The sequence below is a fragment of the Pseudoalteromonas sp. 20-92 genome, from assembly GCF_030847595.1.
Classification (GTDB): domain Bacteria; phylum Pseudomonadota; class Gammaproteobacteria; order Enterobacterales; family Alteromonadaceae; genus Pseudoalteromonas; species Pseudoalteromonas fuliginea.
In genome coordinates, this window is record NZ_JANJGQ010000015.1 from 1 (window position 1) to 16,174 (window position 16,174).

At 38.8% G+C, this 16,174-nt stretch carries 12 protein-coding genes; 6 read left to right on the forward strand and 6 right to left on the reverse strand.

Annotation, left to right across the window (positions count from 1 at the left end):
* Positions 1 to 99: 99 nt before the first annotated feature.
* A complete protein-coding gene (locus NRL14_RS13180; RefSeq protein WP_306724839.1) occupies positions 100 to 582 on the reverse strand; it encodes a putative 4-hydroxy-4-methyl-2-oxoglutarate aldolase in 483 nt (160 codons plus the stop codon).
* 3 nt (positions 583 to 585) lie between these two features.
* Positions 586 to 1,239: a TetR/AcrR family transcriptional regulator gene (locus NRL14_RS13185; RefSeq protein ID WP_004334664.1), complete on the reverse strand. Its 654-nt coding sequence runs from the start codon at positions 1,237 to 1,239 to the stop codon at positions 586 to 588.
* A gap of 445 nt (positions 1,240 to 1,684) precedes the next feature.
* Between NRL14_RS13185 and yddG the strand changes: the two genes are divergently transcribed.
* Positions 1,685 to 2,599, forward strand: coding sequence for an aromatic amino acid DMT transporter YddG (yddG, locus tag NRL14_RS13190; RefSeq protein WP_306724840.1), 915 nt, complete (start codon positions 1,685 to 1,687; stop codon positions 2,597 to 2,599).
* A gap of 68 nt (positions 2,600 to 2,667) precedes the next feature.
* On the opposite strand, the gene NRL14_RS13195 is transcribed toward yddG, so the two are convergent.
* Both NRL14_RS13195 and NRL14_RS13200 read right to left on the reverse strand, forming a co-directional pair.
* Positions 2,668 to 3,348 carry a LytTR family DNA-binding domain-containing protein gene (locus tag NRL14_RS13195; RefSeq protein WP_306724841.1) on the reverse strand — a complete coding sequence of 227 codons (681 nt, stop codon included), beginning with the start codon at positions 3,346 to 3,348 and terminating at the stop codon, positions 2,668 to 2,670.
* Positions 3,342 to 4,850 (reverse strand): sensor histidine kinase, encoded by a 1,509-nt coding sequence (locus NRL14_RS13200; protein WP_306724842.1) that lies wholly within the window; start codon positions 4,848 to 4,850, stop codon positions 3,342 to 3,344. Before NRL14_RS13200 ends, NRL14_RS13195 begins: the two co-directional genes overlap by 7 nt.
* Positions 4,851 to 5,192: 342 nt before the next feature.
* On the opposite strand from NRL14_RS13200, the gene NRL14_RS13205 reads away from it, so the two are divergent.
* Positions 5,193 to 6,056: an ABC transporter ATP-binding protein gene (locus NRL14_RS13205; protein ID WP_306724843.1), complete on the forward strand. Its 864-nt coding sequence runs from the start codon at positions 5,193 to 5,195 to the stop codon at positions 6,054 to 6,056.
* Entirely contained in the window at positions 6,050 to 9,205 is a 3,156-nt protein-coding gene (locus NRL14_RS13210) for a M1 family aminopeptidase (protein ID WP_306724844.1), read from the forward strand. The genes NRL14_RS13205 and NRL14_RS13210 overlap by 7 nt, the downstream gene beginning before the upstream one ends.
* Before the next feature lie 72 nt (positions 9,206 to 9,277).
* On the opposite strand, the gene NRL14_RS13215 is transcribed toward NRL14_RS13210, so the two are convergent.
* Both NRL14_RS13215 and NRL14_RS13220 read right to left on the reverse strand, forming a co-directional pair.
* Entirely contained in the window at positions 9,278 to 9,793 is a 516-nt protein-coding gene (locus tag NRL14_RS13215) for an ankyrin repeat domain-containing protein (protein ID WP_007378540.1), read from the reverse strand.
* A 99-nt stretch (positions 9,794 to 9,892) separates the two neighbouring features.
* A complete protein-coding gene (locus NRL14_RS13220) occupies positions 9,893 to 11,419 on the reverse strand; it encodes a catalase (protein ID WP_306724845.1) in 1,527 nt (508 codons plus the stop codon).
* 427 nt (positions 11,420 to 11,846) lie between these two features.
* Between NRL14_RS13220 and NRL14_RS13225 the strand changes: the two genes are divergently transcribed.
* The 3 genes from NRL14_RS13225 to NRL14_RS13235 all read left to right on the forward strand — a co-directional run bounded on the left by NRL14_RS13225 (position 11,847) and on the right by NRL14_RS13235 (position 16,173).
* Positions 11,847 to 12,521: an HAD family phosphatase gene (locus NRL14_RS13225; protein WP_306724846.1), complete on the forward strand. Its 675-nt coding sequence runs from the start codon at positions 11,847 to 11,849 to the stop codon at positions 12,519 to 12,521.
* Positions 12,522 to 12,893: 372 nt separating this feature from the next.
* The gene (locus tag NRL14_RS13230) at positions 12,894 to 14,615 is read left to right on the forward strand and encodes a cytosine permease (protein WP_306724847.1); all 1,722 of its coding nucleotides are present in this window, start codon (positions 12,894 to 12,896) and stop codon (positions 14,613 to 14,615) included.
* Between the two features lie 34 nt (positions 14,616 to 14,649).
* Positions 14,650 to 16,173 carry a mannitol dehydrogenase family protein gene (locus NRL14_RS13235; RefSeq protein WP_306724848.1) on the forward strand — a complete coding sequence of 508 codons (1,524 nt, stop codon included), beginning with the start codon at positions 14,650 to 14,652 and terminating at the stop codon, positions 16,171 to 16,173.
* The last annotated feature ends 1 nt before the right edge of the window (position 16,174 follow it).

Sequence of the window (16,174 nt, forward strand, 5' to 3'; positions counted from 1 at the left end):
CAGAAAAAAGCTATGCGCAGTACAGCCTACCTTGAAAAGGTACTGAACGCATAGACTTTTTTCATGCTCTTGCCCTGTTTATTTATATGGTTTTGAGTGCTAAATAAGGGGCGTTCTACTGATGATTAAACCATTAATATCGGCGTAAACCCAATCGTTAGGTTCAATAGTGGTGCTAAGCATGGTAATAGCTTGGTTTTTATCACCAAAGCCGCGCTTTAAGGTACTACGTGGTGTAGAGCCTAGCGCCATTACAGGTAAGTTCATCGTGGCGAGTATTTCTATATCTCGGCAACAGCCATTTATTATTACGCCTTCCCAGCCATTATTTAGGGCACGCTCAGCCATAATGTCGCCTATAAATGCAAAGCGTTTGCTCGCAAACCCGTTTATAACCAATACTTTCCCTTCACCATTTTCATGCAATATATCGGCGGCAAAAGAGTTGTCTTCTGGGCAGGTAACGGTAACTACTTTGCCATAAAACGTGGTTTTTTTACCAAAGTGGTAAAGGCCGCTGTCTGCTACTTGCACGTTATCGCGATGATCGTCAAATAAATCGGGTGTAGTAAAGGGTGTCATGGGTTAAGTCTCACTTTGCTCAGGTATTTTAAGACCAATACCTTTTAAAATTATGTGGGCAATTGATTGCGTAATTTGTGCCACATCGGTTTCGTCGTACTCTAATTTGTTCATTACGAGTAAAACCTCAGCCTGAAAGTCGGCGTAATATTGCGTGGTAGACCAAATAGTAAAGAGCAAATGGTACGGGTCAACCTTATCCATTTTATCAGCGTCCATCCATGCTTGAAGTACATCAACCTTTTGTTTAACCCAAGGGCGGGTATTGGTTCTAAAGTAGTTTTGTAAATAGGGTGCACCGCGCAGTATTTCACTGGCAAATAAGCGAGATTGCATTGGCTGATTTACGGCCAGTATTACTTTGCTTTTAATATAGTTATAAAGCACGGTAGCTGGATCGTCGTTAATTGTGACGTTATCAAGCCCTAAGTTCCAATTAGCTATTATGCGGTCAATCACAGACTCGTATAGACCATCTTTACTTTTAAAGTAATACAAAATATTAGCTTTTGGCACCTGCGCTTCTTTAGCAACCATGCTCATACTTGCTCCGTCGTAACCTAATTGCGAAAACAATTGCTCGGCGGCATCTAAAATTAGTTTTTGGTTTTTCTCGCGTGTCACTTCTTTTTTATTTGGTTTTATTTGTGTGGTCATTATAGAGTTTGCGTGTTTAACGTATTGATTGATTGTAGCTTTACTGACCAAAAGGTCAATTACTAAAAAGGGTGAATGCTAAAAACAAACGAGAGGTTTAAGCTATTAACTTTAGGGTCTGTTGATCTTTGCGGATTAAAATTTGTTCAAACTAGGGGCTATTTAATCGCGGCGCGAGATTTGTAACCTAGTGGGCTAAGTAAAAACCGAGCAACAAAGAGTAAGTAGCCCCTAGGAAGAACCCTTTGGGCAGCGCCTGTTTGGCATTAATGCTACGTTATCGCCCATTAATGGGGAATAACCACACTATATAGACTCTGCCTTGCCTAAATACCAAACAGACTGCTGGAAATTTAACCTTGAAAGATCAACAGACCCTTATTGTTTAATTAAATAATTACTGTTAGCTTAGGCTCAAATTCATGAGTAGTACTTTAGGTTTAATATGGAGTTTTTAAGCAAAAATAAATACACGCTTTATGGAGTCGCGGCCATATTACTGTGGAGTTGCTTAGTTGCATTACTTCGGGATATTTCTGAGTTGTTTAGCCCCATAGGTGGTGCGGCGGCTATGTACTCTGTCAGTGCGATATTTTTAATTTTGGTTATGGGAGTGCCCAAGTTTAGTGGGTTTTCAAAACGTTACTTGGTAGTAGGTACTTTATTATTTGTAGCGTACGAAATTTGTTTGGCGCTTTCTATTGGTATGGCAAATAGTCGTCATCAGGCAATGGAAATGGCGGTTATTAATTATTTATGGCCCACACTGACTATATTGCTCTCTATTATGATTGGTCGTAAAAAAGTAAGTTACTGGGTTTACCCAAGCATGATCATTGCTTTTTTAGGCGTTGCTTGGTGTATTACGGGCGATCAAAAAATGTCACTCGATACGCTTGTTACTAACTTTGCTGATAATCCTGCTACTTACTTAATGGCATTAGCTGCAGCGTTTATATGGGCTATTTATTGCGTAGTGACGCAAAAGCTGAGTAATGGTAAAAATGCCATTACGTTATTTTTTGCTGTTACGGCAATGAGTTTGTGGGCGCAATATGGTCTTAGTAATGAAGCGCCATTAACGTTTTCACTCAGTTCAAGCATAACATTACTATTAGCTGGTGTAGTCGTGGGGAGCGGTTATGCACTGTGGAATCAAGCTATTATTGGCGGTAACTTAATGCTTTTGGGCACGCTTTCGTACTTTACACCGGTGTTTTCTACTATTATTTCGGCGTTGTATTTATCTATTACGCTGAGTGCTTCGTTTTGGCAAGGGGTTGTGCTGGTAACAGTGGGCTCGCTAATTTGCTACTTTGTAACGCGAGAAAAGCCACAAAGGTTAAGTGCTAAAGTCTAGAGTCTAGAGTCGTTGTTAGGGAAAAGCTTAAAGTTATGTTTTAGATAAACATAAAATAAGATCTCAGGTTAAATAATGTCGCGCACTTGTTGTTTAAATGACTTGCCAATTTTAACTGACACGCCTGATGCTAGTTGAACGCTTTCATTACTTAACGCAACAACTTTATTTTTGTTAATAACGTAAGATTTGTGGACTTGAATAAATGAAGTATCAAGTTCCTGCAATATGTATTTGAGAGTACAGCTTGCAAGTAATGCTTTTTCACCTTGCCATACTTTTACATAATTTCCATACGCTTCAAACATGTCTATGTCGCTCAATTGAATTTTATGTTTTTCACGATCGATTTTAAGCGTAATAGTCAGAGGTGCCTTGGGATTTAGCGTTATGTGTTTTCTTTTTTTCCGTACTTTATTGAGTGCTTGTTCAAGGCGTTGCGCAGAGACTGGTTTTAGTAGGTAGTCAGTTACGTCAAGTTCAAAACCGGCTAAAGCATATTCTTGATACGCACTAATAATAATCACTTGTGGTCGATTCGCGAGCACTTTTAGTAATGCAATGCCTGATAGTTCGGGCATGTTTATGTCCAAAAATAACAAATCAATAGATGATGTGGCTAAAGCACATAATGCATCTTTAGCGTTAAGGTATTGTCCGCTTATATTAATATCTTTATGGGCACTTAAATGATGCAGTATAACGTCATGCGCGAGCGGCTCGTCATCAACAATTATTGTGTTTAGCATGCAGCCAGCTCCAATTTAAGTGTGGTTTGCCAAAGATTTTTATTTTCATTAATAATTAATGTGTGCTTATTTGGATATAAAAGAGTCAGCCTACGGCGTAAATTGTTAAGTCCCACCCCATGCTCTGAATTGTTATTAGGTAGAATAGGGTTAGAGGAAAATAGCGTTAGTATGTTATCGGCCATGGTGATTTTAAACACAACCGTTACTTTTTGTGACGTGGGTTCTACACCATGCTTTATCGCGTTTTCTAAAATCATTATTAACAGTAGTGGCGAAATTAAATAGTGTTGTTGATATTCAGGCCATTGCACATCAAAGTTACAGCGCTCAGCACTTCGTAAACGCTGTAATGCAATAAAACCTTTTAAGTAATTGATTTCTTTTTCTAAACTCACCTGTGCTTTTTGACCTTCGTAAACACTGTAACGCAGTAAATTAGCTAATTGCATAACAAGATCTGGTGCATTATCTGCTTTTTTTAATGTCAGCGCGTAAAGGTTGTTTAATGTATTAAATAAAAAATGAGGGTTAATTTGCTGTTGAAGTAGCTTTAGCTCTGTTTTTGTTTGTTGCTGGGCAATGTTGCTAATTTGAACGTGTTGTTGCTGTCGTTCAAACGCTAAAATAATCGGTGTGCTTATAGCCAAAAACAAAAATACGAACTGATAATTTTCAGGGCTAAAAATATTATTATTACCGCCAGGTGTTAAGTTAGCAATGCCTGAGGGTAAATCGTTAATAGGTAACAGTAGCAAGCACGATGTTAATACAGGTGTAAGTGCAACGAGGCTTATTAAACTTGCAAACAAAAACATCAGTACACCATGATAGGTTAATACATAGCGTATTAATAAATATCTATTTAATAAATACACACCATATACTAATCCGGCACAAACAGTAATTTGCCAAAGGTAACCCAAAAAAGTATCAAACTGTGTGAATACTTTATAAACGTCAATAACAGGCTCAATAGGCTGGTTTAACATAGGATCAGTGTGCGTATTGAGTATGCTTGATGTAACTATTGTCCAACCTAAAAGTACTATAAACACGACTGTATCAAGTGAAAAAAAGGATTTAAGCCATTTATTACTCAACACATTGTTATTTTTATTAGTGCGTTTAGTAATAAGCCATATACCACTTGCAGATGCGCACAGTGTCCAACATTGTGCATCAAGGTATTGCCATTGCGAAAAGTTAAGAAGCTGGTTATTAAATACTAGCAAGAGAGATGGATAGGCTAAAAAGCCTAACAGCCAAACTATGATTGCGGGTGTAAGTAATAAACGATATGCAAACGCATGGGCAATAAAAAAGGGAATACACTGTAAAAAAAGTTGAATATTAATAGCCAGATATTGGCTCGTTGAATCCATATGTGATGACAAAAAGCGTATATGAGAGTCGAGCATAATAGCAGCTATTAGCGGTAAAAAAATTATTAGCTGGGTAATGCTAAAGCGTTGCCATATTGGTGTATTGGCTTGCTGCATATGTGACTCCGTTTTTATTATAGTTTCTGAGCAGATACGCTTAGATAAAATTGTCTTTTTATTTTAAACATTACCTTTGCACAATTCACTACGCTGAGCGCGCTATATTATCCATAAAATTGTTTCAATCATAATTTATTTTTAAAATAATTATTTATTTCATAGGGTTAGTAACCGTTTTAAGCATACTAGGCCGTTTATTTAAATGATGAAAGGTCATATTTAAATGACCAACGTTACTTTTTTATGTTCATCATTTATTTCAATACGTTAACCATTGTTTTCTCGCTTGTATTGACTTGCTTTCTTAAGCTGGTGCTATACCAATTAAGGATGAAACTAATGCTTACACTGAAAAATATCAACAAAAAATACGCAGATGGTACGCAGGCTTTGAATGATGTGACGATCACTCTACCCGCCGGTATGGTCGGTCTACTTGGCCCAAATGGGGCGGGTAAATCAACACTTATGCGCACACTCGCGTGTTTACAAAATGCCGACTCCGGGCATATTAATTTTAATGGCCTTGATGTGATTAGCCAACCAGATGCGCTTAGATCGCAGCTAGGTTATTTACCACAATATTTTGGCGTGTATCCCAATATGAGTTGTCGGGCGTTACTTGAGCATATTGCCGTATTAAAAGGCATAGATGGTAATGCACGCAAAAACCAAATTAATAGCTTACTTGAACTAACCAATTTGACTCAGTTTGCTAATAAAAAGGTCGTTAATTTTTCGGGAGGAATGAAGCAGCGTTTTGGCGTGGCTCAGGCTTTGTTAGGTAACCCAAAACTAATTATTATGGATGAGCCCACTGCTGGGCTTGATCCTGTGGAGCGAGAAAGTTTAAACAATTTACTCGTTAGTATTAGTCAAAATAGGTTGGTATTGTTATCGACCCATATTGTTGAAGATGTAGAAAATTTATGTCACTACGTGGCCATTATAGATCAAGGAGCACTCATACAAAGCGGTGACGTAAAAGAGTTACTAGTTCATTTAGAAGGTAAGATTTGGCAGCTCGAAAGTTTACCTACGGGCATACCGAATCAGCATGTATTAAGTAAGAGCCATCGCTATGGTAGATCGTCATTTCGTGTCTATGCAGACACAGCGCCTGCACAAAATGCAATAAACTCGCCCGCTACGCTTCAAGACAAGTACTTTTTTGCACTCAATGAAGGAAGTCACACATGTTAATTTTTAATGAGTGGCGATATGCAGTGCGCCAACCACTTGTTTGGCTGAGCATTATTATTCCTTTAATATTTTCGGTTATGTTGTCCTCTGGGCTTGCAGCAGTTGAAGTTAATTCGTTAAAACAATTTAAGTTAAATATTACAATGCTACAAATGATGCAGTTACCTGTGCTTGTAGGAGTATTGGCGCCCGTTATATTTTTACGAGATCAGCACGCGTCTATGCAGGAGCTTATTTATGCTACGCAAACTAGCCTATTTAAGCGCAGTTTAGCAAGAGTATGTTTACTGATTTGCTTGGTTTTTATTATTAGTTTAATCAGTGTTTTAGTAATGATATACATGCATGTAAGGCAATTTGGCTATATACCAAATATGGTTTCTTTTACTGTATTTAATAGCTTTTTAGTGTTGTTACCAAATAGCTGCTTTTTAGTTGTTGTTGCCTTTTTTGTTTGCCATAAATCAACTACTTCATTACCCAATTATGTTGTTTTTGCGGTGTTGTGGATAGGCTACATAATGCTTGCAAGTATTACCGGAAATCCATTACTTGCTGGAAGTAGTATTATAAGCAATCGCTTTTATACATTATTTGTTTGGCTTGACCCTTTTGCATACACAGCCGTAATAAACAGTTTAACCAATTCATTAGGAGCTTCATTTGCTATTAATCGCGTTGTTGTGAGTATGCTTACTGTTGGTATTTTTTATATTACTTTTAGTAAAAATAAAAAAAATACATTATTAAAGAGTGAAAATGGTAAAAATACTAACGAATGCATTCGTTACAACACGTTAGAACCCGCTGAATATAAAACAGCGAAAGTCACAAAAAAACCATTCTTGATGATGGCCAGTTTATACAAAATTACGCTGGTTAATTTGGTTTCACACCCTGTTACTTTACTGATTATTTTTGTTTGGCCGGTGATGGTTTTTAATAGTGTTGCCTCGTCGTCTGGTTATGTTGAACCAATGAGTGTTATGAGCACCACAAGCCTTGATGCGATTAGTTATTATGCATTTGATATGCAATTGTTGTTTGGCACTTTATTAATGGCTTTGTGGAGCTGGCAAGTAAGCTGTTTCGCTAAATACTATAATATAGCTGAGCTGATCGCTGCCACACCGCTCAAAACATATTACTTTTTAAACAGTCAGTTATTGGTCCTAGGCACTATGATATTGGTTTTTTTAACAATGAGCTTATTAGGGGCAAGTGCAGCTCAATGGTTTTTACACAGTGCATATCAATTTGAAGTACATTTAACCATTTTATTTTTGATGGCAATTGTGCTTGCCATTATTGCGTGTGTATTTTTGTGTGTATTTAATTTGTGTCGTTCGCAGCTTATTGCGGGTTTGCTAATTGCTGTTATTTTACTGATCAAATTTACACCGATAATGACTTATCTTGGCCTCACGCATACATTGTGGAGTGTTGGTTGGACGCCTTTGCAGGCACCTGATAACTTTTGGGGTTATCGTGCAAGTATCAGTAGTTATTGGCCTTATATATCAGTTTGGTTAGTGGCGTGTATAAGTTTAGTTATAATTACGGGGATTTTTAATCACCGAGGTGCCGGGTTGAGCCAAAGAGTAATGGGGGTTAAACATTTTTGGTTACTTATACCTTTACTTATTACTGTGGCACTATTTACTCAATTACATTTAAGACTGGTTGAGGAGAAGCCTTTAACCAACTCGCATAAACGCGAGGCATTTAAAGCACAATACGAAAAAGCATTCTCACAATGGCGCAATGTAGCACAGCCAAACATTGTGCACATTGATGCTAATGTAGACTTTTATCCGCATCAGCAGCAAGCTCATTTTTCCTTAATATATACCTTAAAAAACACCCATCAAGCCCCTATTAAAGAGATATTGGTTGGGCGCTCTGGTTTTTATAAATGGGCCGATATTGAAATTGATGGCGCGCAAAGGGCTAAAAGCTTTCCCTTGCTTAATCAAGCTGTGTTTAAGTTTGAGAATGAAATGCAGCCAGGAGAAATTCGTAAACTAGTTACGCGGTTTGATGTTCATCAAGCTAAGCTTTGGCCAGTAAGAGGCCATCAGATAATAACCCCTGAATTTAGCTATATACGATCAGTGCCTTTATTGCCGACTGTTGGCTATCAAGATAATTATGAATTAACCGATCCTATACTTCGTCAGCAACACGCACTTAAAGTGAAGTCGGTGATTAGACCCACGAAGCTATTTGCTAAAACGGCGGAAGCAAGTACTCATTACCAGTGGCTTACTATGTCGAGTAAATTGAGTACAACAAGTGGTTATCAGGTTATAACCCAAGGAGAGGAAATATCACGTACCAGTAAAGATGACCGCGAAATATTTCATTTTGAGACTCGTACACCCATAAATGCAATCCCAGCTTGGGTGACGGTGCCTTATTCCCCTGTTACCAAGCAGCAAAATGGCGTGATGTTAAACGTGTTTGCTAAAGATAAAAACGAGCCAGCACGAGCGGAGTCTATAGCTGTAAACCTAAGCGCAATGGGCGATACAATAAAATGGCTTAATAATATAAGCCCTTATAGAGCAAAACAATTGAATTTAATAGGCTCGCCTAGTGTGGGTGCTACAGGTTATGCATTGCCGCAACTTATACTAATTGAAGACAGTGTTGGTTTTAGAGCAAAGCCAAGCGCTAATACAGGCTTTGATCAACGCTATCGCCGTGCAGTTCACGAAACCGCGCATCAATGGTTTGGCCATGATATTGGTAATGGGGTATTTTCAGATAGCGCTTTTTTAGTGGAGTCTATGGCAAAGTATATTGAGCTTGTTGTTATAGAGCAGCGTTATGGGAAAGCAACAATGCAAGCGCTGGTTGAGTATGAAACAACACGCTATGAGCAAAGTATGCTGATGAACATAAATGAGCGATCAGCCTTAGTTGATGCTACACAAAGCTTTGACCAATATTCGCGAGCAACCATTGTCTTTGCTAAGCTACGCGCTGCTATTGGGGATGAACCCATTATTAATGCGCTCAAGTTGGTTTGGAAAAATCATGGTTATCCAAACAGTCCCGCCAATTCTATGGATTTTATACGAGCATTAAAACATGAAGCTGGAAAAGAACAAGAAAGCTTAATAAACACACTGTTTTTAGAGTAAGTACGTTTAATTTGAACATATATTTAGTAAATCAAAAGCCCTATTATTTTAGGGCTTTTTGTTGCGTGCAGATTATTTTGCATTATTTACCTGCGCTAGTAACTCTATAACTTTTTGTTGACCAAATGTTTGTGCAAACTGCTCGGCTGTTTGACCGGCTTTGTTTTGATGCGCGTTATCGCAATCAAGTGATACGAGCGTTTTAGCGATACTAAATTCACCTCTAAAAATAGCGGCCATTAGCGCTGTGTTGCCACGGTTATCTTCTAAACAGGCATTGGCGCCTAAGTGCAAAAGCGTGTTAACCGTGTTTTTATTGCCATGATAAGTGGCAATCATTAACGCGGTGTAACCTTTATTGTTGTAGCTGTCGATAGGAATACCGGCATCTACAAATTGCTCTATTACAGCTGTGTCGTTAGTGCGTGCTGCGGCAAAGTAATAAGCAAATAAGCTTTGGTATTGAGTTTTTGCAGAATGTTGGTTTTCAACTTGCGTACTGGGTGTTTGTGTATCTGATGTATTTTGAGCGTAAACGCTACTGGTAAAGCTCAGTAGTAGAGCGACTATAATTAATAAATTACGCATAACAATTGTCTCTTATAAAAGAGGAAGGGGTTTATTCCTTCCTCATGGTTGTGGTTTAAATAGCTATTTAGTTGGGACTAATTGCTTTTAACTAGTTGCTTATAAGTTAGCTGCTAGTTGTTTAACCATTTTAATATCGCCTTTTACAGCTTTAGTTAAGCGTGTACCGTACTCACTATCAGCTTTGTAAAAGTGGCTAAGCATTTTGTGCTTAACACTGCTGTTTTGCACTTTGCCTAAATCGCCTGCTAGGTTATTAATTAGGTTTGTACGTTCTTGCTTGCTAAAACCACGGTATATAACACCTGCTTGCGCGAAGTTTTGCTGCTTTTTAATCGCGGCTTGTTGTACAAAGCCTTTTAGCTCTGTGTTACTTCTACGTGCAATTGGGTTTTCAGCTACGTTTTCTTGGCTTGGCTGGTAGTTTACATTGCTTGTAGTGTTACCAATATTCATTGCGCCGTCCTGGTTGTAGTTAACCACTTCAACTTTTGCACGGTTAATTGGCAATTGCTGGTGGTTAGCACCTAGGCGGTACATTTGTGTATCAGCGTAAGAAAACATACGACCTTGTAATAAACGGTCTTCTGATGGCTCAATACCTGGAATAATGTTTGCCGGTGCCATTGCTACTTGTTCCGTAGATTGGAAGAAGTTAGTTGGCATGCGGTTTAGGGTCATTGTTCCTACTTTAGTTTCTTTAATGTCTAACCACATTTTTGTTGCATCTAATGGGTTGTAATCAAAATCATCAAGCTGCGACGGATCAAGCGTTTTAATGTATAGATCCCACTTAGGGAAGTTGCCTTTACCAATTTCGCTGTAAAGGTCGCGTGTTAAGTGTTGGAAGTCTTGGCTTTGCACTTTAGCTACTTCTTTTGCGTCAAGGTTATCAATACCTTGTTGGCTTACCCAATGAAACTTAACGTATTTAACATCGCCCGATTTGTTAATCATTTTGTATGCATGTACACCCCAACCGTCCATTTTACGAAGACTTGCTGGTGTACCGTAGTCGCTGTAAACCCACGTTAGCATTTGTGTAGAACCTGGTTCATGCGAGAAAAAATCAAAAAAGCGATTAGGATCTTGAATGTTATCAACCGGAGATGGTTTTAAAGAGTGAACCATGTCTGGAAATTTAATCGCATCGCGAATAAAGAACACCGGTAAGTTGTTACCTACTAAATCCCAGTTACCTTGGTCTGTGTAAAACTTAGTTGCAAAGCCACGTGGGTCGCGCAGTGTTTCTGGGCTGCCTTTTGAGTGAATTACTGAGGAAAAACGAACAAATACGTCTGTTTCTTTACCAGCTTGTGCAAACGGTGCTGCAATTGTTAAATTGTCTAGCTCTTTTGATGCTACAAACACACCGTGTGCGCCAGTACCACGAGCATGTACAACACGCTCCGGAATACGCTCACGTGCAAAGCGTTGCAGCTTTTGAATTAGTTGCACGTCTTCTAGTAATACACTGCCACGTTCGCCAGCAGTCATTGAATTTTGGTTGTCGCCAACAGCCGCGCCGTTATCTTTAGTAAGAGTTGTTGCTGCGCTTGCCGGTAATGCTATTGCAAGTGCCAGTGCAGTGAGTGTTAATTTTGTTTTGTTTATTTGAGTATTCATTGTCGACCTCATCTATTTAAAAGTGCCGGCAGTGGTGCTGGCTGTTAATCTGTTAACGATAGTATTAATTTTATTAACTTCGGTAAAACTGATTAATTAGATTGATGTGATTTGTAAAACAGATGAAATGAATTTGCAGATACACTTTTTACATTAATGTAATTTTTTTACTACGACCTTAGTCGCAATATGCTTTTATAAAATTTATTAAATACAAAGGTTTTTAGTTTTATCTGGCGGTATTTTCACCACGTTGGTGCGTTTTATACTTACAGTGTGTTGACATATTCGCGCAATAAAGGGAATATGCTCAATGCGTGGGCTTATGCCCGCAATTGGGTTGTACTAAAAAGTTGCACAATATTAATCGCGCTTAACTCGTTATGCTTAAATTAGCTAAACCAAACAGTTTGAATAAGGTGACAAGATGAATACTAATATTGAGCTAGTGATATTTGATTGTGATGGCGTTGTTATTGATAGCGAAATTTTAAGCGCACACGTACTCATTAATATGCTTGTTGAAAAAGGCGTTGAGATTGACCGCGCTTATGTACAGCAACACTTTTTAGGCTGCAACTTTAAAACAGTAAGCCAAAAAATAGCGGATGCATTTAATGTCACTCTTCCTGAAAGCTTTGAAGGTGACTACCGCGAGGCACTGTTAAACGAATTTGAAACCGGACTAATCACGACTGACGGTATAAAAGACGTACTTAACAATTTAGCTGTGCCTATTTGTATAGCTACTAGCAGCAGCCCAGCACGCACCGCAAAAGCGTTGAGCGTAGTGAGTTTAAGTAAGTACTTTAGCGATACGGTTTTTACCAGCAGCGAAGTTAAGCGTGGCAAACCAGCCCCCGATTTATTTTTACATGCAGCTAAACAAATGGGTGTAAAGCCAGAGCATTGCTTAGTAATTGAAGACAGTAAAGCCGGCGTAAACGCAGGAATTGACGCCAATATGCAAGTACTGCATTACAGCGGTGGGCAACATATGCAAGGCTCTGTTAATCATGTACACGGTGCTTACCCAAATGTTGACCATTTAACGCATTGGCAAGATTTTTTTAGTGCATACCCTGAACTTAAAAAGCAGTAAACACGCAGCTTTTTAAATACACAAAGTTTTAAACGCGATTTGCTCGCCTTACTCACTGACAGGCAAGCAAACGCAAAATATAAATGTAGATGGTTTTGCTTTACTAAAAATAAAACAAAACATGGCAAAACATCATGCGTTTATAAGCCAAATTATAAAAGGCAAAGTATTTAGGTACTATACCAATCTGCTTGAATATGGGGTTTATTTAACGATAAGAAAATTGCACTGTAACTAGGCAAAAATTTTTATATCTAGTTGTTCTAAATATAAAATTTTTAACGACGTTATGGGGTAATTTAACTCGTTAAATTATTCAAATAGTTATGCAGATTGGTATCAAATATTTTGCTGTTAACAATAGGAAATACCATGGCAACGAGTCCACACACACAAACATTTAAAGATGTAAACGAAGAGCAACTTCCTGTTGCTAATAATAAGCTTCACGGCTGGAAGCATTTTGCAGGGCTATACGCTGGCGAACATGTTGCGGCTACTGAATTTGTTATTGGTGCAACGTTTGTTGCATTAGGCGCTTCAACCATCGATATTCTACTTGGTTTATTAATAGGTAACCTGTTAGCAATGTGTTCTTGGTGGCTAATTACTGCACCCATTGCAGTAGAAACCCGCTTAAGTTTATATAACTACTTAAACAAAATTGCTGGTAACTCAATGACTAAGCTCTATAACTGGGCTAACGTGGTTATTTTTAGTGTTATATCGGCCGCGATGATCACGGTATCCTCCACCGCCGTGCGGTTTTTGTTTGATATACCTGCGCAACTTGATTGGTATCCAAATAGCTTTTGGTTTGTAGCCATTGTTTTAGCTGTTGGCTCTATTGTTGTATTTGTTGCTATGTATGGTTTTTCTACGGTTGCTGACTTTTCAAAGCTGTGTGCGCCGTGGCTATTTGTTATATTTATTGCAGGCTCGTTCGCGTTATTCCCTGAGCTTTCAAATCACGTATTAGGTTCCACCTCTTTAAGTAGCTTTAGCAACTTTATGACCATAGGCGACTCCTCCATATGGACAGGCACCAACGCCGATGGTGAAAAGGGCATTGGCCTATTAGAAGTGATTGGCTTTGCATGGGCTGCTAACTCAATTACTCACTTTGGTTTAATCGACATGGCTATTTTTAGATTTGCTAAACGCAAAAGCTATGGCTTGTTTTCTGGTGTGGGTATGTTTTTTGGTCATTACTTAGCGTGGATCTCTGCCGGTATTATGGGCGCAGGCGTTGCGGTATTACTTAAAACAACTATTTCATCGCTTGATCCGGGCGATGTTGCATACCATGCATTAGGTTGGACTGGCTTTGTTATTGTAATTATTGCCGGTTGGACTACAGCTAACGCAAACCTTTACCGTGCAGGCCTTGCAGCACAATCTATATTTGTTAATCAATCACGTGAACGCACCACCGCTATTGTAGGTGTTGTAACCGTAATTATTGCGTGTTTCCCGTTTGTATTTTCTCAAATGCTTCCGCTACTTACCTATGCAGGCTTATTAGTTGTACCTGTAGGCGGCATTGTGTTTGCTGAGCATGTGTTATTTCCTAAAATTGGCCTAACACGTTACTGGGCTAAATATAAAAATATTACCCGCAGCGTACCGGCTATAGCATCTTGGGCGTTAGCGCTTGTGTTCGGCTTTGGCTTAAACGCAATTGATGTAATGTCGTTTTACTACTTGTTTATTCCTACATGGATTTTCACCATTGTTATTTATACGCTTTTAGCTAAAAAATACGGCGCTGGTGACGATTACACACAAGAGATTGCAGCAGAAGAGCAAGAGCAATGTGATATTAAAGAATATCAAGCAGCTGAGGCTAAAGACATTCCAAAGCCAGTAATTGACAGCTCTGTATTTACAAAAGTACTTAACGCGGTTTCTACGGTTTCACTGGTTATTATTTTTATATTTGCCAGCCAAGTGATGTTTTTCAGTGAAACTATGAATATGTACAGCGCTAATAAATCGCAATTCGAAATAGCCTGTTTTATTTGTACTGTTATTTATTTTGTTACTGCGTACTGGTCGTTAAAACGCCATAAAGTACTCAATACAGCATCGTAATTTATATTTTATCTTTGTTTAGTAAGGTCGCACCATGACGCAACATCAACACACTGACGCTCTAGTTACAGGGCTAAACCAACAAAGCTTGGCTCAATTACCAAGCCATGTTGATACACCAACCTACGACCGTAGCGCAGTTAAAGCCGGTATTGTACATATTGGTGTGGGCGGTTTTCATCGTGCTCACCAAGCAGTGTATGTTAACGAGCTTTTAAAAACTCCGGGCTCTGAGCAATGGGGTATATGTGGTGTTGGCCTTTTAGAGGGTAACCGTGGTCTGCGTGATATTTTAAAGCAGCAAGATTACCTTTACACGCTTACTGTTAGACACCCAGACGGTACGATAGATAACAAAGTAATTGGCTCAATGATCGACTTTTTGTTTGCTCCAGAGGACAAACAAGCGGTAATTAATAAGCTAGCGCACAGCGATACTAAAATTGTGTCGCTTACTATTACCGAAGGCGGTTACAACTTTAACCCTGCAACGGGCGAGTGTGACACCAGTAATCCAGATATTATTAACGACATTAATAACCCAAACGACCCAATTACAGCGTTTGGCTACATTACTGCTGCGTTAAAATTGCGTAAAGAGCAAGGCCTAGGCGCGTTTACAGTACAGTCGTGCGATAACATTCAGCACAACGGTAACGTAACACGCAAAATGCTTTTAGCCTTTGCTACAGAGCAAGACAAAAACCTAAGTGAGTGGATTGAGCAAAACGTATCGTTTCCAAATGCGATGGTTGACCGTATTACACCGGTATCTAAAAAGAGTGATATTGATTACGTGGTTGATGCATATGGTGTTAGCGACGAGTGGCCAATTACCTGTGAGTCGTTTACACAATGGGTAATAGAGGACACATTTAGTGATGGTCGTCCAAGTTGGGATGTTGTTGGTGCTCAGTTTGTTACTGATGTAACGCCTTATGAAACCATGAAAATACGTTTACTTAATGCAGGGCATTCTGTACTTGGTTTATTAGGTTCAATCCATGGCTATGGCACTATTGACGAAACGGTATCGGATGAATTATTTGCCACATACCTACGTGCTTTTATGGATAAAGAAGTAACGCCAAATCTTGAACCACTTGAAGGTATTGACCTTGAAAGCTACAAAGATACGTTAATAGAGCGTTTTGCTAATCCTAATATTAAAGACAGCCTAGCGCGTATCTGTAGTGAAAGCTCAGCTAAACTGCCTAAGTTTTTAATTGCCACTATTAACGAGAACCTAGTACAAGGTCGAGATGTATCACTGGCAACGCTTGTTATTGCTACTTGGTGTTTATACAGCGATAAAGGTTTAAGTGAAAACGGCGAGCAACTTGAAGTTCAAGATGCGATGCACAAAGAGCTTAATTCTTACGCGCAAGAGACTCAAACTAGCCCGATTGCATTTTTAAAGTTAACGAGCTTGTTTGGTAAGCTTGAGCATAACGAAACGTTTACTGCTGAATATAAAAAGTCGATTGCTGCGCTGTATGCACCTAATAGTAAAGTTAAAGCCATTATGAAAAACGTACTTGAGCAAAAGAGTAACTAAT

Bases quoted from the DNA above. Each gene is read 5' to 3' on its own strand.
- NRL14_RS13180 (WP_306724839.1), bottom strand. From the start codon at position 582: ATGACACCCTTTACTACACCCGATTTATTTGACGATCATCGCGATAAC.
- NRL14_RS13185 (WP_004334664.1), bottom strand. From the start codon at position 1,239: ATGACCACACAAATAAAACCAAATAAAAAAGAAGTGACACGCGAGAAA.
- yddG (WP_306724840.1), top strand. From the start codon at position 1,685: ATGGAGTTTTTAAGCAAAAATAAATACACGCTTTATGGAGTCGCGGCC.
- NRL14_RS13195 (WP_306724841.1), bottom strand. From the start codon at position 3,348: ATGCTAAACACAATAATTGTTGATGACGAGCCGCTCGCGCATGACGTT.
- NRL14_RS13200 (WP_306724842.1), bottom strand. From the start codon at position 4,850: ATGCAGCAAGCCAATACACCAATATGGCAACGCTTTAGCATTACCCAG.
- NRL14_RS13205 (WP_306724843.1), top strand. From the start codon at position 5,193: ATGCTTACACTGAAAAATATCAACAAAAAATACGCAGATGGTACGCAG.
- NRL14_RS13210 (WP_306724844.1), top strand. From the start codon at position 6,050: ATGTTAATTTTTAATGAGTGGCGATATGCAGTGCGCCAACCACTTGTT.
- NRL14_RS13215 (WP_007378540.1), bottom strand. From the start codon at position 9,793: ATGCGTAATTTATTAATTATAGTCGCTCTACTACTGAGCTTTACCAGT.
- NRL14_RS13220 (WP_306724845.1), bottom strand. From the start codon at position 11,419: ATGAATACTCAAATAAACAAAACAAAATTAACACTCACTGCACTGGCA.
- NRL14_RS13225 (WP_306724846.1), top strand. From the start codon at position 11,847: ATGAATACTAATATTGAGCTAGTGATATTTGATTGTGATGGCGTTGTT.
- NRL14_RS13230 (WP_306724847.1), top strand. From the start codon at position 12,894: ATGGCAACGAGTCCACACACACAAACATTTAAAGATGTAAACGAAGAG.
- NRL14_RS13235 (WP_306724848.1), top strand. From the start codon at position 14,650: ATGACGCAACATCAACACACTGACGCTCTAGTTACAGGGCTAAACCAA.